This window comes from Flagellimonas sp. S3867, from assembly GCF_014698935.1.
Lineage (GTDB): Bacteria > Bacteroidota > Bacteroidia > Flavobacteriales > Flavobacteriaceae > Flagellimonas.
The window spans coordinates 386,066-404,433 of record NZ_JACVMN010000001.1; the positions used below are offsets into that span (position 1 = coordinate 386,066).

Annotated in this window: 22 protein-coding genes; 4 read left to right on the top strand and 18 right to left on the bottom strand. The window is 39.5% G+C overall.

What is annotated here, in order from left to right:
* Positions 1-38 precede the first annotated feature (38 nt).
* From IAG46_RS01700 to mgrA, 6 genes are read right to left on the bottom strand one after another with little or no spacing between them, the layout of a single operon-like run.
* Complete coding sequence (locus IAG46_RS01700) at positions 39-1,151, bottom strand: family 20 glycosylhydrolase (protein WP_190808587.1); 1,113 nt, start codon at positions 1,149-1,151, stop codon at positions 39-41.
* 36 nt (positions 1,152-1,187) lie between these two features.
* Entirely contained in the window at positions 1,188-1,766 is a 579-nt protein-coding gene (locus IAG46_RS01705; RefSeq protein WP_190808588.1) for a hypothetical protein, read from the bottom strand.
* A complete protein-coding gene (locus tag IAG46_RS01710; RefSeq protein WP_190808589.1) occupies positions 1,763-2,932 on the bottom strand; it encodes a DUF5009 domain-containing protein in 1,170 nt (389 codons plus the stop codon). The genes IAG46_RS01705 and IAG46_RS01710 overlap by 4 nt, the downstream gene beginning before the upstream one ends.
* Positions 2,933-2,937: 5 nt before the next feature.
* A complete protein-coding gene (locus IAG46_RS01715) occupies positions 2,938-3,543 on the bottom strand; it encodes a carboxymuconolactone decarboxylase family protein (RefSeq protein ID WP_190808590.1) in 606 nt (201 codons plus the stop codon).
* Positions 3,544-3,568: 25 nt separating this feature from the next.
* Positions 3,569-5,056 (bottom strand): S10 family peptidase, encoded by a 1,488-nt coding sequence (locus IAG46_RS01720; protein ID WP_190808591.1) that lies wholly within the window; start codon positions 5,054-5,056, stop codon positions 3,569-3,571.
* Between the two features lie 43 nt (positions 5,057-5,099).
* Positions 5,100-6,116 carry an L-glyceraldehyde 3-phosphate reductase gene (gene mgrA / locus IAG46_RS01725; RefSeq protein WP_190808592.1) on the bottom strand — a complete coding sequence of 339 codons (1,017 nt, stop codon included), beginning with the start codon at positions 6,114-6,116 and terminating at the stop codon, positions 5,100-5,102.
* Positions 6,117-6,295: 179 nt separating this feature from the next.
* Between mgrA and IAG46_RS01730 the strand changes: the two genes are divergently transcribed.
* Positions 6,296-7,432: a Gfo/Idh/MocA family protein gene (locus IAG46_RS01730; RefSeq protein ID WP_190808593.1), complete on the top strand. Its 1,137-nt coding sequence runs from the start codon at positions 6,296-6,298 to the stop codon at positions 7,430-7,432.
* A 70-nt stretch (positions 7,433-7,502) separates the two neighbouring features.
* Here IAG46_RS01730 and IAG46_RS01735 read toward each other — a convergent pair whose 3' ends face one another.
* The 6 genes from IAG46_RS01735 to IAG46_RS01760 all read right to left on the bottom strand — a co-directional run bounded on the left by IAG46_RS01735 (position 7,503) and on the right by IAG46_RS01760 (position 11,278).
* Entirely contained in the window at positions 7,503-7,898 is a 396-nt protein-coding gene (locus IAG46_RS01735; protein WP_190808594.1) for an EthD family reductase, read from the bottom strand.
* Positions 7,899-7,974: 76 nt separating this feature from the next.
* A complete protein-coding gene (locus tag IAG46_RS01740; protein ID WP_190808595.1) occupies positions 7,975-8,427 on the bottom strand; it encodes a GNAT family N-acetyltransferase in 453 nt (150 codons plus the stop codon).
* Positions 8,428-8,439: 12 nt separating this feature from the next.
* Complete coding sequence (locus tag IAG46_RS01745; RefSeq protein ID WP_190808596.1) at positions 8,440-8,847, bottom strand: gamma-glutamylcyclotransferase family protein; 408 nt, start codon at positions 8,845-8,847, stop codon at positions 8,440-8,442.
* A gap of 59 nt (positions 8,848-8,906) precedes the next feature.
* A complete protein-coding gene (locus IAG46_RS01750) occupies positions 8,907-9,752 on the bottom strand; it encodes an alpha/beta fold hydrolase (RefSeq protein WP_190808597.1) in 846 nt (281 codons plus the stop codon).
* Between the two features lie 89 nt (positions 9,753-9,841).
* The gene (locus tag IAG46_RS01755; protein WP_190808598.1) at positions 9,842-10,606 is read right to left on the bottom strand and encodes a TIGR02757 family protein; all 765 of its coding nucleotides are present in this window, start codon (positions 10,604-10,606) and stop codon (positions 9,842-9,844) included.
* 9 nt (positions 10,607-10,615) lie between these two features.
* Complete coding sequence (locus tag IAG46_RS01760; RefSeq protein WP_190808599.1) at positions 10,616-11,278, bottom strand: ABC transporter ATP-binding protein; 663 nt, start codon at positions 11,276-11,278, stop codon at positions 10,616-10,618.
* Positions 11,279-11,435: 157 nt separating this feature from the next.
* On the opposite strand from IAG46_RS01760, the gene msrA reads away from it, so the two are divergent.
* The 3 genes from msrA to IAG46_RS01775 are packed head-to-tail and all read left to right on the top strand — an operon-like array spanning position 11,436 to position 12,935.
* Complete coding sequence (msrA, locus tag IAG46_RS01765; RefSeq protein WP_190808600.1) at positions 11,436-11,996, top strand: peptide-methionine (S)-S-oxide reductase MsrA; 561 nt, start codon at positions 11,436-11,438, stop codon at positions 11,994-11,996.
* Positions 11,997-11,998: 2 nt separating this feature from the next.
* A complete protein-coding gene (gene folE, locus IAG46_RS01770) occupies positions 11,999-12,598 on the top strand; it encodes a GTP cyclohydrolase I FolE (protein ID WP_190808601.1) in 600 nt (199 codons plus the stop codon).
* A 40-nt stretch (positions 12,599-12,638) separates the two neighbouring features.
* On the top strand, positions 12,639-12,935 hold the full coding sequence (locus IAG46_RS01775; RefSeq protein WP_190808602.1) for a hypothetical protein: 297 nt from the start codon (positions 12,639-12,641) through the stop codon (positions 12,933-12,935).
* 30 nt (positions 12,936-12,965) lie between these two features.
* Here the strand turns inward: IAG46_RS01775 and IAG46_RS01780 are convergent, their stop codons facing one another.
* The 6 genes from IAG46_RS01780 to IAG46_RS01805 form a co-directional block, all read right to left on the bottom strand.
* Entirely contained in the window at positions 12,966-15,218 is a 2,253-nt protein-coding gene (locus IAG46_RS01780; RefSeq protein WP_190808603.1) for a TonB-dependent receptor, read from the bottom strand.
* 37 nt (positions 15,219-15,255) lie between these two features.
* A complete protein-coding gene (locus IAG46_RS01785) occupies positions 15,256-15,591 on the bottom strand; it encodes a hypothetical protein (RefSeq protein WP_190808604.1) in 336 nt (111 codons plus the stop codon).
* Between the two features lie 54 nt (positions 15,592-15,645).
* Positions 15,646-16,161, bottom strand: a complete 516-nt coding sequence (locus IAG46_RS01790) for a DUF6787 family protein (RefSeq protein ID WP_190808605.1) — start codon at positions 16,159-16,161, stop codon at positions 15,646-15,648.
* A gap of 30 nt (positions 16,162-16,191) precedes the next feature.
* On the bottom strand, positions 16,192-16,650 hold the full coding sequence (locus IAG46_RS01795) for a DUF6146 family protein (protein ID WP_190808606.1): 459 nt from the start codon (positions 16,648-16,650) through the stop codon (positions 16,192-16,194).
* 68 nt (positions 16,651-16,718) lie between these two features.
* Positions 16,719-17,360, bottom strand: coding sequence for a DUF937 domain-containing protein (locus IAG46_RS01800; protein ID WP_190808607.1), 642 nt, complete (start codon positions 17,358-17,360; stop codon positions 16,719-16,721).
* A gap of 53 nt (positions 17,361-17,413) precedes the next feature.
* On the bottom strand, positions 17,414-18,364 hold the full coding sequence (locus tag IAG46_RS01805) for a D-2-hydroxyacid dehydrogenase (protein WP_190808608.1): 951 nt from the start codon (positions 18,362-18,364) through the stop codon (positions 17,414-17,416).
* Positions 18,365-18,368: the final 4 nt, after the last annotated feature.

Here is an 18,368-nt window from a genome sequence, read left to right on the forward strand (position 1 = left end):
TTTAAGATACGTTTTCAAAATCAGAATTTTTAAGATTCTTAGTTTTCATTAGTACTTCCTTCCATTTCTGCAATGGATTCGCACATTGCTTTAAAAGTATCCACAGCGCTAATATGACCTTCACCTTCATTGTTAGGTGGATTTTCGAGTTCTTCCATAAACCTTTCAGCTGATGACCAATAAGTGTGCATTGTACCTAAAAAATGAGAGGTCATTTTTTTTGTGGAATTTGCTTTAAAATCTGATATCATTTTCACCTGATCTTCCGCGACTTCAGGTTTACGCCACGGGCAGGCGATCACATCAAACCCTTTCATTGCAAATATGGCTGGAGTAGGGTAGGCTTTTTCATAATGCCAATCGCAAATAACTACTGATTTAGGTATCATGTCAATTGCACGGGCTGTATTATTCATACTTGCCTCCCACATCCCAATTCCTGTTTCGACACCGTCAATAAGTCTATCTCCCCAAATCCATAATCGTTTGTCTTGTTCTTGTAAATGGTCACTTATTTTACGGACTTCGTTGGCAAAAAGCTTGGCAGGATCCTGACCATTGCATCGTGGACAATCATCATGAGCTAGATAAAAGACCTCATCCATTCCGGCATGAAAGGCCTTTGCTTCAAAAACCTCGGTTATCTCATCTACCAAATCGAAAACCACCTCGTGTACATCAGGGTGCAAGGGGCAGTAACTTTTACAATAAAGGCCATCTTCATTGGGCCACTCATATTTTTCTGGTAATTGAATATTTGGGGTTTCATCAAATTCGGGATATACCTCAATTAATTTTGTGGCTTTACTGTGCCAACTCTGATGACCTAAAAGATTCACTTGTGGAATAATCTCAATCCCTAAGTTCTTACATGCATTTACCAATTTCTTAACTTGTTCCTTGCTCAAGGGGTTTTCGCCACGCAGTTCTGGCCTTGATTCATATGCATATTGATAGTCGACCCTTAAAACCAATGTATTTATGCCATTCGGGGCCAATTGAGTTTTTGTGAAATCGATAAAACTATCTAAAGATTCAGGTTGGGGAGCGGCAACACAAAAGCCTTTTACCGCAAATTTTTCTTGACCGTAAACGAAAGCAATTTGAATCGTAAATGCAAAAACGAATAAGAAATTTCTAAAAAGGTTCATTTTGATGTTTTTTGGTTAATGTCCAATCATAATACTTTACTTCTTCGGTGGTGTGATCATAATGTGTGCTCGGTGTGTTCCAGGATTCATTAGCCATGCATGTCCTGGAGGAGTTGGAGTAGTGGGTAATCCAGTGGATTCACCTGTGGCAAAGGGAATGTAAAAAACGTAGCGTACATATGGATTTTCAATTTCTTTGGTTTCTGGATTCACCTTTCCTGTAAATACACATAAAGTTGCTTTGTCGGGCATTTTAAGTTTTCCTGCTTTTACTTCTTCTTCACGCATATCGAAAATCTTTTGGGCCTCAATTCCTTGAGCCTTTAATTCCCTGCCTCTGGCCATAAAAGGTTCTAAATCTTTGTGGTAGGCAGCTGTCGAGAACTTTTCTTTTTTTGGATCGTCCGCCAAAGCAATATAGTCGTTACTGCCATTTTTTAGGGTGATGAAATTTCCGCTTGCATCATAGCCATACACCTTGGCACCGTCTTTATAATCTTGTGGAACGGCCATCAATGCTGTTTTTATTTGCCATTCTTTAGAAGGAATTTCTTGTGCCATGGAAAGATGGCTACTCAATACACAAACAATAATTAATAGGATACTTTTTCTCATAATTTTAATTTATAGCCTTTGCGTTCTAACCATCCAGTAAAGAAAACGACCAAAAGTGCAAAAGCAAAAGAAACGAATAGTCCAACAAAACCTGAATTTAAAATTTCAGGTAATCTAATTGAGCTTAAGTTACGCAATGGATAAATAAAGTAGGGAATCATGTAGCAGGTCAATGTTGCTGTCCCCGCTGGTTTTATTAGATTGGCCCATTGTGTGATTTTCAAGACATCGGCTACATAATGCAGTAAAACAAAGGACAAAAACCCGATACCACTACAAATTGCCAACCACGATGGGGTCCCTTGAATTTTTGAAATACCCCAGATGTGCCTGGTGCCAATTCCATATACTAAACAGGCGACGCCTATCATAATTAGAACTACATAGGGCAGTTTAAGACCTGTTTTACCCAACTTTTGAAACAATAGCGTTGTAACCACCCCTGCGGCGGTAAATGCAGGAATTGTACCCGAATATAAAGTTGAAAAATAGCCAGCGAAGCCATCAAAATGCAATATATCGGTTGATGTGGCCAATACGGATAGGATATTGAACACCACCCAAAGGATTAGCATAGCATATAGATTGCCTTTGGTAAAAAGGTAAGCAAGGGCATTAGCCAGATAAGCCCAACCAATAAGGCCAAGTATGCCCCACCATTGTGGTTTCATCCAATCATCACCGGAATTACCCCCTTTGTAAGCAATGGCCAAGTAAAGGAAAATCAACCAGCCAATTATTTGAAAAACAAGATGCCACTTTTGTGGAACTGGGCTTTTTTTCCAATTCATCCAAACCAAGGCAACAGCAAACGCCATTAAAAAGCACCACAAATACCTTCCTAAGCCTAAAGTCTCATGGTGTGTTTCATAATTGACCATAAAGTAGCCAATGAACAAAAGGGATAACGAACGAATGAGAATATGTTTCCCTATTGTGAACGTGCTTTCTTTTTTTGAAAGCCGATGTTGTATGGCATATGGAATACTAAGTCCAACAATAAAAAGGAATAGTGGAAAGATAACATCAGAAAAACCCAAATAATCCTCTGTAGCTGAGGCATGTTGCAACCATTTGGGAATCTCGGTTAAGGTCCAAAAGTCATTTACCCAAATCATAAGTACCATGGTCAGGGCCCTTAAAATATCAATGGATGCTATTCTCATATTCGTTATTTATGACTCCAATCGCTTGGGTCTGCACTTTCATTTGGAGATAATCCTAAAATATCTCCTTTTGTGCTTACACCTAATCCCAAAACGGTTCGGTTAACATAGTTAAAGTAGCTACTTACCTGGTTTATTTCCAAGATTTGTCCATCAGTAAAACTAACAGCTCTCAAATCATCAATATCTTGCTCGGCAATTGTGGTATGGGCAAGGGTCAGTTTTTTTGCATACTCCATTCCTGCCAAATACTTCTTCTCAAATATGTCATTAAGCTCATTGGCCGTGACCGCCTGCATAAAATTTTGGGCTTTTTCAGCATCATTTAGAAGTCTTTTGAATCCTTCAAAATGATGTTGAACACAATAATCACATTTGTTGAGGTGGCTAACATAAATACCGATGGCCTCCAAATACCATTTGGGAAGTTCGTTGTTGGAATTGTGCAGCACATTTTTGTATAGTGTCATATGCCCTACCAAAGAATGTGGCCTTAAACTATGAATGGAGAGGACGTTATCTATATTATTATTTGGTCCTTTGACCCGATCATAGATTCTTTTTAATTGTGGGTCTGCATGTTCGTATTCGATAACTTTTATCCAACTCATGGTGAATTGTTAGCCCCAAATGGGATTAATATTTGGCGCTTTTACCATTGGCTTTAGTCCTAAGAATAAATGCTCTCAGGTCATCATTTGCTTTTTTCAAATCTTCGCGCCTTAAATACATCATATGTCCTGAACGGTACCCTTTGAATTCAAACCGGTCTTTCATGCGTCCGCTAGGATCCACCTGCCACATGGTGTATTTGGCATTGAAGTATGTAGTGGCACCATCGTAATATCCCGACTGTACCAACACATTCAAGTATGGGTTTTGTGCCATGGCTTGCCTAAGGTTATCACGGGTATTGTCATCATCATTGTTCCATGGACGTACAGGGCCGAACATATTGTATTTGATATCCGTTTTAAACTTTAATTCTTCTTGCAGATAATAATTGATGGCAGGGGTGAAGCTATGCAACCAAGATGTAAGCTCCGCCGAATAATCAGGACTGGCACCAAAAAGCTGCCTATCGATACCCAAATAGCGACTATCCAATCTTCCTACATTGTACCCACCATCATCCTTCAATAAGTTTTTCCAAAAGAATTGTGTTGGAACATCTAAATTATGATCTAGGATGTCTTTTTCTTTTAATCCGGAATAATAGGCCATTTTTTTGGCCACGTTGCTACGTTCAGCATCGGAAATAAAACCTCCCTTGGCTATGGCAGGAATCAAAGTGTTTACAGTATATGCTTCGGATTCAGGTAAAATATCCAATAGATCTTTACTCTGCAGTTCAGAGGGCAATGCCTTGTGGTGCCATGCGGCAGCGGTGTAATACGGTAGATTCAAAGCACTTGAAACTGGTCCACCAACTCGAATTACTTTGTAATCCGCTGGAGAAACCATGATTACCCCGTTCAAATACATCCATTGTTGGTTTTGCAAAGTCAAGGAAAGTCCCATAACCCGCGTTCCACCATAACTTTCACCAATTATATATTTGGGTGAGCGCCAGCGGTTGTTTCGCGTTACAAAGGTATTTAGCCATTCAGCCAAGTATTTGACATCGGCATTGATTCCGAAAAATTTATCCCTGTCCACTTTTTCTCCAGTCTCAGGAATGGTTCTGGAATATCCTGTATTTGCCGGATTCACATATACGATGTCCGTCACATCCAAAACAGAATATGGATTGTGTTTTACGCCATAGGGCTGAACTGGATGACCTTCGTCATCAATCTTTAAAATACGTGGACCTGTGTAAGCAAGGTGCATCCATACGGAACCTGAACCTGGTCCTCCATTGAAAGAGATCAACAAGGGGCGTTCGCCTCTGTTTTTTACATTGTTTTTAGTGTAATAGGTGTAATGTAAGGAAGCAATAGGTTCACCCATTTCGTCCCAAACGGGCTGTGTACCAGTGGTAGCAGTATAATTTAAGCTTGTACCGTTGATTGTTACATTGTGTTGAGTGGTAACCGTGGTGTCGACCGGTAATTTTCTACTTTGCGCAAACGCAAGGGTACTGCACAGCATGATGCACAGCATAAATTGGAAATTTTTCATTTGATATTTGAATTAGTCAGATTCTTATAATGTTGATTCTCTTCTATTTTAGAATAGCTTCTATTTGTTCAAGCTCTTCTTTGGTGAAGGCCAGATTGTCCAAAGCCTTAATATTGTCCAAAAGCTGCTCCGTTCTACTAGCACCTATCAATACCGTGGTAATACGCTCATCCTTTAAAACCCAGGCCAATGCCATTTGGGCAAGACTTTGGTTTCTCGAATTGGCAATAGCATTCAGTTTTTGAACTTTTTCCAAAACCTCTGGGGTAATATGATCAGATTTTAAATAACGCGCATCTTTAGCCGCTCTCGAATCTTTGGGTATGCCCTTTAAATATTTGTTTGTGAGGATACCCTGCTCCAATGGTGAAAATGGAATTGAGCCGATACCTTTTTCACCTAAAACGTCCAAAAGCCCATCTTCTACCCATCTATCCATCATGTTATATCTTGGTTGGTGAATAAGCAACGGTGTTCCAAGGTTTTTAAGGATATCATAAGCTTTTGCTGTATCCTCAGCACTGTATTGTGAAATTCCCACGTAGAGCGCCTTGCCTTGTTGAACAATGTGATGCAGCGCTCCCATAGTTTCTTCCAAAGGAGTGTCTGGATCGGGTCTATGATGATAAAAAATGTCTACATAATCAAGCCCCATTCTTTTTAAGCTCTGATCTAAACTTGCAATTAAATATTTTCTTGAGCCGAAATTGCCATAAGGACCAGGCCACATGTCCCAGCCAGCTTTCGAAGAGATGATTAATTCATCCCTATAATTTTTAAAATCTTTGTTGAAAAGGCGTCCAAAGTTATCCTCAGCAGCACCGTAAGGAGGACCGTAGTTATTCGCAAGGTCGAAATGGGTTATTCCGTTGTCAAAAGCGGTTCTTAGTATCTGCCGAGCATTATGAAAGTCATTTGTATGTCCGAAGTTGTGCCAAAGTCCTAGAGAAATCATGGGAAGCAGGAGTCCGCTGTTGCCACAACGTCTGTATTGCATCTTGTCATATCTACTTTGGTTCGGGAGGTAGTTTTCTACCCCAAAGGAGTCATTTATGGCCATTTATAAAGGTATAGTTGTTTTAAGGGAACTAAATTTATCACATTTCAATATAGATATTCCCGTTTTAAGGATTTTAACTTAAATTTTTGATAATGCCCGAGCTTGAAAAAGTATATTAAATGGCACTCTCGGGTATGATTTAATTTAAAATCTAAAAGGTACCTCAAAAATAAAATATCATGGACAGGCTTTCTAGACGAGATTTCAATACAAAACTTGCAAAAGTAACAGGGGCAGTGGCGCTGATGTCGGTGTCTTCGTTGGCTTGTGCCATGGGACCTAATAAGGATGTAAAGAAGCTCGGAATAGCCCTTGTTGGCCTGGGAAGCTATAGTGCTTATCAGTTGGCCCCGGCACTTTTAGAAACCGAACATTGCTATTTGGCAGGAATAGTAACCGGTACTTTTGAAAAAGAAAGCATTTGGGCACGTAAGTACGAAATTCCAGAAGCTAATATTTATAACTACGAGAATTTTGACGATATCGCCACTAATGATGCAATCGATATTGTTTATGTGGTATTGCCGAACAGCATGCATGCCGATTTTTCCATACGCGCAGCGAAGGCCGGGAAACATGTGATCTGCGAGAAGCCTATGGCCATGAACGTAGAAGAGTGTGACGCTATAATCAATGCATGCAAAGCGAATAATGTAAAACTAGGGGTTGGATATCGATTACACTCAGAACCGTATACCCAAGAAATTAAGCGCATTGTAAAGGAGAAACCTTTTGGTGCGATCAACTATATTTCTGCGGATGCGGGTTACCGTTCTACATCGGACCCTGACCAATGGCGATTGAACAAAAAACTTTCCGGTGGCGGAGCTTTGATGAATATGGGTGTTTATGCGATTCAAAGTGTTATTTATGGTACCGGCGAGAATCCAATCTCGGTTTCGGCACAAGAATATAGCACCCGACCAGATTATTTTAAGGACACCGACGAAACCATTACCGCTCAATTTGAATTTAAAAGTGGGGTAGTGGGCAACATTATGACTTCACATAATATACGTGGCAACAGACTTTTCGCTTCTTGTGAGCGAGGGTGGTATGAGCTTGACCCGGCAAGCACTTATATTCCTTTGGCCGGGAGAACGTCTTCTGGTACGTTGAACTTTCCACAAGAAAGTCAACAAAAATTGCAAATGGATGATTTTGCCAAACATATCTTATTTGATAACCCAAATAAGGCTCCTGGCGAAATGGGCAAACGGGATATGATTATCGTAGAAGCAATATATACGTCGATTGCAGCTGAAGGGAAAAAAGTTGACCTGAATTTTTTACCGAACTACGGTTTTGGAGGGTAACTAATTAATATTAAATGAATTAATAATATTATTTAAAGTATTAATTAAGTATTTTCTTTTTAACAAAATTTTACTCCAGTATCTCACTAATTTGAATAACTGGTTGAATGTTGGTGTAATTTGGAATGTCACCCACAATTTTCTCTGCATTTGGTCCAAAGGCATTTTGATAGGCAGAGAGCTCATCAAAATATAAATAGCCTATTGCCAAGTATGGAATTGGTTCGTCAGGGGTCCGTCCACCAATTCCTTTGTCTATCGCATAATGCTTTAATGCATCACCCATTAGGTCGGCCACCATGGGCATATGTTTGTTGGAATAATAATCCATATTAAATGTTTTTCCATCACTGTTTGGATAGAGTATAGTTACTTTGACCATGCCTTTTTCACTATGGGATGTGCGTTGTTGGCAGCTGACAAAGATTAGGATGACTGCAAGGATGGCGATGCTTTGGAATTTCATTTTGTTTGGATTTATGGTTTGTTTAAAGTTAATGCTTCTAAAATCTTATTGGGTTACAAGGTGTCGGGAACCTCGTTCATTGTAATTTGATTCCATAAATTCTGGATTCCTCGCCCCATGGATGGTAACCTTGTCCTATATATTCGAATCCATATTTTTCATAATATCCTACATGCTCAGTACACAGATATACATGTTCAAATCCTGCTGCAAGTGCGGTTGACTTTGCTTTGTCAATAAGTAAAGAGGCATATGCGTTACCTCGGTGTTTTTCTTCTATGTATATGGCACAAATCCAAGGGTATAGATCCGATCTGCTAATAAAATCATTAGTTATTAATCCAGCACAACCTATTATTTCATTGCCCTTTTTCAATAAATACCATTGAGGTAGAGGGTTCTTTGCTCCGATACAATGCGCAATACAATCTTCATATATGATTGGTAAAACACTTGGCCATGCTTTTTGAAAGTATTTGACCACGGTATCTTTTATTTCTGGATTTTCCCTAACGGATAAGATTTTCATCGATTTGATTAATTAAAGCCACATCTTTTTAATTTTTTTCAGATAATCCTTTGGAAAACCTTCCTGTTTAGCCAGTTTGTATAAGGATTCAGCGTAGGCTGGATTGGTGCCCGTCAAGGAATCAGCTGGTAGATTATAACAAACTGCGATAACAGAATCGTTTGTTTCTGTGACTGTAGTTACTTCTTCAGGGATATAATCCGCTACACTGGTTTCCGAGTATAGCTTATCGATAGCATCTTTGTTGCAGGTCATCACTATTCCATAGGACCTTTCATTCTCGCATGGAATTAGCGATGCTCGTTTTCCAATTTTTAAGGTGTAATCTTTTAGGTGCCCTCTTCTCGGGTTTGAGGGTTGAATGCCATTTTCTAATAAAATCGCACGATCCATAAACAGGCCGTAAAAGAACACTTCCATATAGTTTTCTATTAGAACTTAACAATGCGTATAAGGATATTTCCTTGTCTCACCAAAAGCTAAGTATTACTGTATTTAGTTAAATGTTTTTCTATTGCTTGTTCCAGTTCCTCATAATTGGTTTGGATCAACCAATGTCCACCTTCAAGCTCAAGGAAAGTATAATCTCCCTTCATATATTTTTCATTTCCTTTGGCAGCTACTTCACCTACAGCCAAATCTTTCTTACCCCAAATGTATAGGGTCGGCGTTTCAATGTTCCCAATAGGTTCCATTTTTTTCTTTCCAAGATTTGCTCGGTAGTAATTCAGCGCTCCTGTCAAAGAAGATTTTCTTCTAAAAACGGATAGATAGTGCTCCACTTCTTCCGAAGAGCTGTTTTTCCATAACCTTCTAAAACCTTTGAAATCATGCTTTCTTATTTTGAATTCGGGAATGAAGGGCAACAAAAATAAGCTGACATAGCGACTTTTCTTTTGCTGTACGGGGTCTGTTTTATACGCTTTCAAAAAGGATTTACTGTGCGGAACCGCCAAGGCCGTCCAACTAATAACTTTTTCAGGGTTGTTATAAACTATGTCCCAGCCGATGATAGCTCCCCAATCATGGCCAATCAAATGAAATTTACCTATCCCTAAAGCATCTGTTATATTCAATATATCGGCTCTAAGTTTTTCCATAGCGTAGTTTTTCACACCTTTTGGGCAAGCATCTGCACTATAGCCGCGCATGTCGGGAGCGATGCAATAAAATCCGATAGAGGCCAGGTAATCCATCAAACCAATCCACATGATAGATGTTTCGGGAAAACCGTGAAGTAAAACAACAGGTTCACCGGTTGCTTCTCCCGAAAATCGGCAGTCAAATTCTAATTCACCTATTTTAATTTTCTTTGATTGTTTCATGATGATGATCTATTCATAACTCTTATCTACTTCACTCAACTTTAGTCGTTGGAATAAAGATACATCAAAATCAACACAGGAAGTCGGGCCTAGAACTTCTCGAAAACACCGAGCCCAAACAAGGCAAAATCATACTTTACGGGATCAACTGGGTCTAGTTTTCTAAGGCTTTTGTCCAGTTCCGCCAGTGCTTTGGCGTCATTTTGTTTGCGTTTTAGGAGTTTGAGTTTTCGGGCTACATTTCCTGAATGGACATCCAAAGGGCAAGAGAGTTGATAGGGTTTCAAGCTTTTCCATAGACCAAAATCAACTCCAGTGCCATTATCCCGTACCATCCACCGGAAAAACATATTAATGCGTTTGGCCGCGGAACCCTTCAGCGGGTCTGAGACATGTTTTTGGGTTCTAGTTTGATGCGGAAGTTCAAAAAATGTGGTTTTAAACTGGGAAATGGAGGATTGTAGAGAATCCTTTTCCTGATGCTTGGAAAATACCGATTCCAATCCACCATGGTGCTTGTAAATATTGTTTAGGCTTTGCACAAAATAGCGAAGGTCGATTACATTGAAGGTCCTATGGACGAAGGGACCTAATTTTTCCAAGTCGGTTTCTGTATGGTTCTGTATGAAATCGTTCGGAGCGTTATCCAAGAGTTCCATCAAGCGCGTAGCATTGTTGATAATGCTTTTTCGGTTGCCCCAGGCGATGGTAGCTGTTAAAAAACCGCTGATTTCAATGTCTTCCTTTGCAGAAAACCGATGTGGAACTTGAATGGGGTCGTCCTCTAGAAACTTTGGATGGTTGTACTGCGCGACCTTTTCATCCAGAAAATCTTTAAGTTCTGACTGAGTCATAATGCTTGATCAGGATACTATTTGTCCATCGACCATGGTCAACTTGCGGTCGGCCATATTGGCCAATTCAGTGTTGTGAGTGACCAAAACAAAGGTTTGTCCAAACTCATCACGAAGCTTAAAAAACAGCTGGTGGAGGTTATCTGCACTTTCCGAGTCTAAATTACCACTGGGTTCGTCTGCCAAAATCACAGATGGACCATTGATTAAGGAACGGGCTACTGCGACTCGTTGCTGCTCACCACCTGATAGGGCATTGGGTTTGTGGTGGAACCGATCACTCAATCCAAGAAAATCCAAAAGCTCTTCTGCTCTTTTTTCAGCTTCGTGCCTTGGCGTTTTTTTGATAAAAGCCGGGATACATACATTTTCCAAAGCTGTAAATTCTGGCAATAGTTGATGGAACTGAAATATGAACCCAATATGTTCATTTCTGAATCTGGCCAAGGGTTTATCCTTCAATTGTAAAACATCAATATCGTTAACAGATAGCGCACAATCCTTAGGATTGGATGGAGCATCCAACGTACCTAGAATCTGTAATAAGGTGGTTTTTCCAGCACCTGAAGCTCCCACAATGGAAACCACTTCCTTTTTTTGTATTTCAAGGTCAACTCCCTTTAATACCTGTAGTTTTCCGTAACTTTTTTGAATGTTTACAGCTTTGATCATTAAAGTTGCTTTATGGTGTGAAAGTAACAATTACTGTTCAGCATGCAAAAATCGAGATTTTAAATAAAGTTTTCTGCTTGAATTACGACTTTTAATTGTGTCTAATTAAAACCATTGGTTGTACAATTAACATCTTTGGTTTACTTTTCAATTATAAATGGATAATCAAAACAATACGAACTTGGAAACCGCCATTTTTGCCGGTGGCTGTTTTTGGTGTACCGAAGCCGTTTTTCAGCGCCTAAATGGCGTGCATGAAATAAAATCGGGCTATACGGGAGGGGCTATTAAAAACCCTGCCTATCGTGAAATCTGTACAGGACGCACAGGACATGCTGAAGCGATTGAAATTACTTTTAATCCTAGTGAAGTATCATATAATGAATTGCTTGAAGTCTTCTTTGCGACTCATGATCCTACCACATTGAACCGTCAGGGCAACGATGTAGGCACACAATACCGAAGTGAAATTTTCTATACAACACCTGAGCAAAAGGAACTAGCAGAGCAGTTTATTGCATTATTAGAACAGGAAAAGGTATTTGGAGCCCCGGTAGTAACGCCCGTATCTGAAGCACAGCCCTTCTATGTTGCCGAACAAGAACATCAAAACTTTTACAACGATCATAGGTCACAACCGTACTGTCAATTCATTATAGATCCAAAAATTAAAAAGTTGAACAAACATTTCTCAAACAAGCTAAATACCGTAAAATAACCATGGCACCATATCAAAACTTAGAGGAATACAATATAAATGTCACCAACGAGGTCAAGGAACGCTTTTCCAAGATCATTGATGAAATAGGGGAGGATGTCAATCGCGATGGATTGTTGAAAACCCCAGAACGTGCGGCCAAGGCCATGTTGTTCTTGACACAAGGTTACAGACAAGATGCTGCGGACATTTTAAAAAGTGCCATGTTCAAAGAGGATTATGACGATATGGTGATCATTAAGGATATTGAAGTGTACTCTTTATGCGAGCACCATATGCTCCCATTTTTTGGGAAGGCACATATTGCGTACATTCCGAACGGATATATTGTAGGATTGAGTAAAATACCGAGAATAGTCGATGTTTTTGCACGTAGGTTGCAGGTGCAGGAGCGTTTGACGCATGATATTCTGGAATGCATCAACGATACCTTAAAGCCTCAGGGTGTAGCAGTGGTTATTGAAGCTTCGCATATGTGTATGATGATGCGCGGGGTGCAGAAACAAAATTCGGTTACCACAACTTCAGGATTTCGAGGTCAATTTGAAAAAATTGAGACCCGAAACGAGTTTCTGAAGCTCATAAGCTCCGATTTGTCCTAATCGATTTTTTCATCTCAATTCGATTTCCTATTTTTCGTCAATGGGAAAAGAAAAAGACCCCAAGTACAAACATTTGTTGTTGGGATTGCTGTTTGATGGTATTGGTATGCTATCATTTGCAATTCCGGGTATTGGGGAGTTTTCCGATGTCATTTGGGCGCCAGCCGCTGGGTGGCTTATGACCCGGATGTACAAAGGGAAAATAGGGCAAGCCGCTGGGATATTCACTTTTGTTGAGGAACTTGTACCTGGAATGGACATTATTCCATCCTTCACGTTAATGTGGTTATACACTTACGTATTGAACGCAAAAAAAGGCGATAAACTACTGAAGTAATTCACCGCCCCTTTATTAGCAATCATCTATTTATAAAGGAATACTGAGATTAAATGCCACATTACGACCAATGTTGGCAATACCATCAGTTTTTAGCCTTGATAAATGCGAAATATAATTTTTGTCGAAAAGATTATTTCCACTGATTTTAATACCTACGGCCTGATCAAAGATTTTAATTTCTCCGCCAACACCCATGTTAACAAGACTATAGCCGGGAGTGTTGGTTTCAAATGTACTGACCTTGTTTTGGTCGAATACGGATTGCAATGTGACAAAGGCATAACTTTTAGTTTTTACACCTTGAAAAGAATCCCATTCCACTCGCAGTGTATTGGTCCATCGGTTTGCAGGAATCAAGGGTAGGGGAGTATCATTTTTTAGTTCTCCGATTACTATATCAAAACTACTTTCGTAATGGAGCCAATCCAAAGGATGTGGGTGAAAATGGAGTCCAAATTCTCCTCCATATAATGTGGCATCTTGCTGTGTATATAAAAACACGGGGTCTTCGTCCACAAACTCTCCATTAGGCTCAATGAATATGAAATTGTCAACATTATTCAAAAATGCATTGGCGTATACTTCAACATGTTTGTTTTGATATTCCAAGGCCAAATCGATTTGAAAATTCCGTTCACTTTTCAAATTTGGGTCTCCTATCTCAAAGCGATTTGTACCCTCATGTGTACCATTGGAGGTTAGTTCCGATAAATTGGGTGCCCTAAAGCCTGTCGCCAAATTCAATCTTGCCAATATATTTTTGGTAACGTCCACCCGATAACCTGCAGCAATATTAAAATTATTAAAATCTCTGCTGATGGCATTTATGAAACCTTCTTCACCCATTGTGCCATTTTGTTCGCCGTTTATAGAACGAAGGTCATACCGTACTCCCAATTGCAGGTCACTTTTATTGAAATGGATATGCGAAGTCACCAAAACTCCAAAGTCGTTGGTAATGGCATCCGGAATCAACACTTCTTCACCAAAATTCTCATTCTTTTGGTGCATCCCTTGGACTCCAAAAATGGTGGTGATACTTCCCCATTGCGGGTTAAACTGAAGATTGTAATTAAAAGTGCTCAGCTCCATAAATAAGGCAGGACCTTCTTCTTCCTCTTCCTCGGCCGGTTCTGGTTCTCCTTCTTCATGATGCTCCTCAAACTCCTTTCTATCATTAAAAGTATATCCAAATATGGCCTGTAAACTAGAATTCTTCAAAAAGAAATTGGATTTTGAGCTTAATATATGGGATTTGATTTCCTGATTGGGTAATAGGGGAGAACGGTCTCTGTTTTGTACACCAATTTCTTCAGGAATACCCAAATCCGAATCATTATAATTGTATCGAAGCTCTGTTTTGAATTTAGTGGATTGATATCCAAGCCCTGTTTTAATATCCGTTTCCCTGAATCTGGAATTGGTTACTTTAACATCATTGCCTGTTTGGTAATCGGCATTGGAATTATGGGCGCCCCGAATTAAGAATCGAAATTTTTCACTCGAAGTTTTAAATCCGGCATTGGTTCCATAACCTGCGGTATTGGTCAAATAATTCAGGTTGATGTCGCCAGAGGTGTTATCGGGTAATTCAAAACTTTCAGGATTCAAATAGAGTACGCCTCCCAATGCATCAGAGCCATATAATAAGGACGCGGGACCTTTGATGACTTCCACACTAGAAATTCCTGCATCATTGATTCCCAGACCGTGTTCGTCTCCAAACTGTTGGTTTTCCAATCGTATCCCCTGCGTATAAACCACTACGCGGTTGGCGCTTAATCCACGAATGACAGGTTTTCCGATTCCTACCCCAGTGGAAACTGAAGCTACCCCAGGTATATTTGTGATTCCATCTGCGAGGGTAATAGCACCGTTGCTTTTTAGTTCGGCAATGGTTTTTTGTTCTACTTTCATCACATTTTCGCGTTGCAGCTTGTGAAATGGCGTTGAAAGTACCACTTCGTCAATCTCTATCGCTGAAGGAACCATTTGAAAACTAAAATGATTTTCTCCTTCCATTACATTGATTTCAATGGAATGTGTTTCAAATCCCAGATAGGAGATGATGAGTTTGTATTTGCCCTCTGGCAAATTTTTGATTGTATAAGTGCCGCTATCCTCAGTAACAGCACCTTTTTCGAGTTTAGGCATATATACAGAGACACCTACCAGTGGTTCTCCATCTTCCGAATTTGTTATTGTTCCCGAAATTGTGTTTTGAGCATAAAAATATAATGGACACAATGCTAATAGCATTGCTGTATAAAGCTGTTTCATTGTATAAATAATAAGTTATTGAATTCTTACCTATAGATCATGAAACAGAGGGAGGTCCCCTAAGCTTTAACTGCTCTTTTTTGTTTTGATTAAGAAGAAATGAATAAAATGTACTTGCCGAATCGAAGGTGACCACTTCTATGGCAGAAAAGTCAACAGAAGCAAAAAATACTTTTGATACGGTAGTAAGATCTTGAAAATCACAATCAATATCTATATGATGGATATGATTGGTTCCTTGGGATACACATCGTTCCTCTTGGTCATGACCGTGAAGTGCATGTGCCAGTTTTATCGCCGACGGAGTAAGCATGCCCATTGTGAGTACAAGGGCGACATATATTGCAAGTCTTTTAGGAAAAAATGAAATCATTTGCAACAAAGGTAACTGAGTCAGGTGTTTCAGTTATGTTAAAAAAAACATAAACTAAGGGAACAAAAAGCCTAATCCCATGCGTTTCAGCATTTTTTTCTCAAAATTCCAGAAGAAACGAAATTGACCGAATAACCATCCGAAGAAAACCAAGAGTACTTGATAGATTGGAAAAATAAGCAATATTCTAAGTGTCCAAAATATCCACCCGCTAACATTTTCTCTTTGAATTCCCAAGAATTCGGTAAATGGTCCAGCAAGCTTTCCTGCGGCGCTTCCAGTAATAGCAAATACGACAAAAATCGCAATCATCTCCCAGCGCTGCTCTACGGGCCATTTGTTGGCCAATTTTTTAAAACACCACAGAAAAAAACGGAGCATAACAAAACAAAGCGCCAAAACTATACCCAAAATAAAAACCCATTCAAGAATGGTGTTATTCAGGTCAAAAAGGTGTAAGAGACGTCTGGTAATGGTATAAGCAGTCAATAAAACCAATATCACACCAAAAATGGGAAAGAAAAGTTGCCAGTTTTTAGTAATATCCCAACGTGTTTTTATTTTTTCCATCCTACAAAATTCGATGGCAAAAATAGCATATTAAATTCTAGGAAGAAAAGGCCCTAAGCGCTGATTGTATTTTCGTTGGAAATAGATGAAATAGTTGTACAACTTGTAATTGACTTCATAACCATAATCTATGCTGGGATCATAATTGATTTGAAGTTCATACAAGCTAGGGTCAAAGCGTGTTGGCTGCAACACCCTTTGGTTCCAGTTGATGACCAACAGTTGGTTTCGATTTTCCAAAAAACTTTGTGAATAATACCCTTCTGGTCTTGCGATACTCTGTAACCAGGTAAAAAAACCGGGTTCGATTATGATGATTTCATACTCGGTTTTATCGTCTTTGATCTCTACTTCTTCCTCATCTTTTGAATTGAAGACAGCTTGCTCATCTTGTGAAATATCCAGTGCTTGTTTTTGTGAGGTACAGGAAAGCAACACAAAAGTTGCCAAGACTGCCATAAAAATGTTATATAAAATGCTCTTTTTCATAACATTAAAATACAAAAAAAGCCACTTGATCTAGCAAATGGCCTTGTTAAATAAAGTTAATGTCTGTATTATTTTCCAAAAAGCCCACCCAACAAACCGCCGAGACCGCTTTTTTTACGTCCTCCGCCGTTGAGCACCATTCCTGCCAAATCGTCTACGACACTTCCATCTCCATCAGAGTCCAAGAATGTTTCGATAAGAGACTGTTGTTTTCTGGCAGAGCTTCCGCCTCCCATTAATCCACCTAAAAGTCCGGTAAGGGCATCTGGACTGTTTACTTTTTGTTGTTTTGTTTGTTTACCTAAATAACCAAGTAATATTGGAGCTGCGATTTTTAAAATTTGAGAGATTGTCCCAGCGTCCATTCCTGATTTACTACTAAGCGCATTTTCTACCTGAGGTTGTTTAGTGCCAAATACATGTCCAAGGATTCCTGCTCCATCATCCATCACACCTTGATCTACACCGCCACCAAAAAGGCCACCTAAATTGTCCAAGATGCTACCGTCATGTTTTGATGATAGCTCATTCAATAATCCCTCCGCTCCATTTGATGTAGAGGCATTTCTTTTCATAGCACCCATTAAAAGGGGCATGGCCATGCTTAAAACATCTGCAGTTTTGTTTTCAGGTTGTCCTGTTTGACCAGCTACACCGCTAATCAATTGTTTGCCCATTGGGCTATTCAATAAATCTAATAATCCTGACATTTTATAGTGTTTAGTTTAGAAGAACAATGTACAAAAAAGAAAAAGTATCGGAACTACTTTAACAATTTGATGATTTGGTCTGCCAATTCCAACCCAATTCTATCCTGGGCCTCCTTTGTGGCAGCTCCAATGTGAGGGGTAAGTGAAATTTTTGGATGCATTAAAATACGGATTTCCGGTTTTGGCTCAGATTCGAAAACATCCAATCCGGCAAATGCAATTTTTTCACTTTCCAGGGCATCTATAAGAGCAACCTCGTCAAGAACTCCACCTCGAGCGGCGTTGATTATGCCAACCCCTGTTTTCATCATTTCAAATTCCTTTTTACCCAACACATAACTTTTTTGAGCGGGAACATGAACGCTGATAAAATCGGAATTTTTCAATACAGATTCCAAATCAATGCTCTCTAGCTCAAACTTTACAGCTTGTCCATCATAAAAAGGAACTTCCAAAGTTGTACTCTCAATAATTTGATCATTGAAAATCACTTTCATTCCCAATCCAAGCGCCATTTTTGCTACGGCTTGACCAATACGTCCAAAGCCAATAATTCCGATAGTCTTTCCTCTTAATTCGGAGCCGCCTGCATAACTTTTTTTAAGTTGTTTGAACTTGCTATCGCCTTCCAAGGGCATATTTCGGTTTGAATCGTACAAAAACCGAACTCCTCCAAACAAATGGGCAAAAACCAATTCGGCAACAGATTCTGATGAAGCAGCTGGAGTATTGATGACATGTACACCTTTTGATTTTGCGTAGGTCACGTCGATATTGTCCATACCAACGCCACCACGACCAATCAATTTTAAACTAGGGCAGGAGTCAATCAGGGATTGCCTGGCTTCGGTGGCACTTCTCACCAATAAAGCGCTTATAGTATTGGTATTGATAAAATTTTCTAATTGTTCTTGGGCCACTTTTGTGGTTATAACTTCAAACCCTTCTGATTGAAGTTTATCTATTCCAGACGGGGCAATACCGTCGTTGGCTAAAATCTTCATTCTA

Excerpts from the sequence above, each read along its gene's own strand:
- IAG46_RS01700 (WP_190808587.1), bottom strand. The coding sequence starts at position 1,151 with ATGAACCTTTTTAGAAATTTCTTATTCGTTTTTGCATTTACGATTCAA.
- IAG46_RS01705 (WP_190808588.1), bottom strand. The coding sequence starts at position 1,766 with ATGAGAAAAAGTATCCTATTAATTATTGTTTGTGTATTGAGTAGCCAT.
- IAG46_RS01710 (WP_190808589.1), bottom strand. The coding sequence starts at position 2,932 with ATGAGAATAGCATCCATTGATATTTTAAGGGCCCTGACCATGGTACTT.
- IAG46_RS01715 (WP_190808590.1), bottom strand. The coding sequence starts at position 3,543 with ATGAGTTGGATAAAAGTTATCGAATACGAACATGCAGACCCACAATTA.
- IAG46_RS01720 (WP_190808591.1), bottom strand. The coding sequence starts at position 5,056 with ATGAAAAATTTCCAATTTATGCTGTGCATCATGCTGTGCAGTACCCTT.
- mgrA (WP_190808592.1), bottom strand. The coding sequence starts at position 6,116 with ATGGCCATAAATGACTCCTTTGGGGTAGAAAACTACCTCCCGAACCAA.
- IAG46_RS01730 (WP_190808593.1), top strand. The coding sequence starts at position 6,296 with ATGGACAGGCTTTCTAGACGAGATTTCAATACAAAACTTGCAAAAGTA.
- IAG46_RS01735 (WP_190808594.1), bottom strand. The coding sequence starts at position 7,898 with ATGAAATTCCAAAGCATCGCCATCCTTGCAGTCATCCTAATCTTTGTC.
- IAG46_RS01740 (WP_190808595.1), bottom strand. The coding sequence starts at position 8,427 with ATGAAAATCTTATCCGTTAGGGAAAATCCAGAAATAAAAGATACCGTG.
- IAG46_RS01745 (WP_190808596.1), bottom strand. The coding sequence starts at position 8,847 with ATGGAAGTGTTCTTTTACGGCCTGTTTATGGATCGTGCGATTTTATTA.
- IAG46_RS01750 (WP_190808597.1), bottom strand. The coding sequence starts at position 9,752 with ATGAAACAATCAAAGAAAATTAAAATAGGTGAATTAGAATTTGACTGC.
- IAG46_RS01755 (WP_190808598.1), bottom strand. The coding sequence starts at position 10,606 with ATGACTCAGTCAGAACTTAAAGATTTTCTGGATGAAAAGGTCGCGCAG.
- IAG46_RS01760 (WP_190808599.1), bottom strand. The coding sequence starts at position 11,278 with ATGATCAAAGCTGTAAACATTCAAAAAAGTTACGGAAAACTACAGGTA.
- msrA (WP_190808600.1), top strand. The coding sequence starts at position 11,436 with ATGGATAATCAAAACAATACGAACTTGGAAACCGCCATTTTTGCCGGT.
- folE (WP_190808601.1), top strand. The coding sequence starts at position 11,999 with ATGGCACCATATCAAAACTTAGAGGAATACAATATAAATGTCACCAAC.
- IAG46_RS01775 (WP_190808602.1), top strand. The coding sequence starts at position 12,639 with ATGGGAAAAGAAAAAGACCCCAAGTACAAACATTTGTTGTTGGGATTG.
- IAG46_RS01780 (WP_190808603.1), bottom strand. The coding sequence starts at position 15,218 with ATGAAACAGCTTTATACAGCAATGCTATTAGCATTGTGTCCATTATAT.
- IAG46_RS01785 (WP_190808604.1), bottom strand. The coding sequence starts at position 15,591 with ATGATTTCATTTTTTCCTAAAAGACTTGCAATATATGTCGCCCTTGTA.
- IAG46_RS01790 (WP_190808605.1), bottom strand. The coding sequence starts at position 16,161 with ATGGAAAAAATAAAAACACGTTGGGATATTACTAAAAACTGGCAACTT.
- IAG46_RS01795 (WP_190808606.1), bottom strand. The coding sequence starts at position 16,650 with ATGAAAAAGAGCATTTTATATAACATTTTTATGGCAGTCTTGGCAACT.
- IAG46_RS01800 (WP_190808607.1), bottom strand. The coding sequence starts at position 17,360 with ATGTCAGGATTATTAGATTTATTGAATAGCCCAATGGGCAAACAATTG.
- IAG46_RS01805 (WP_190808608.1), bottom strand. The coding sequence starts at position 18,364 with ATGAAGATTTTAGCCAACGACGGTATTGCCCCGTCTGGAATAGATAAA.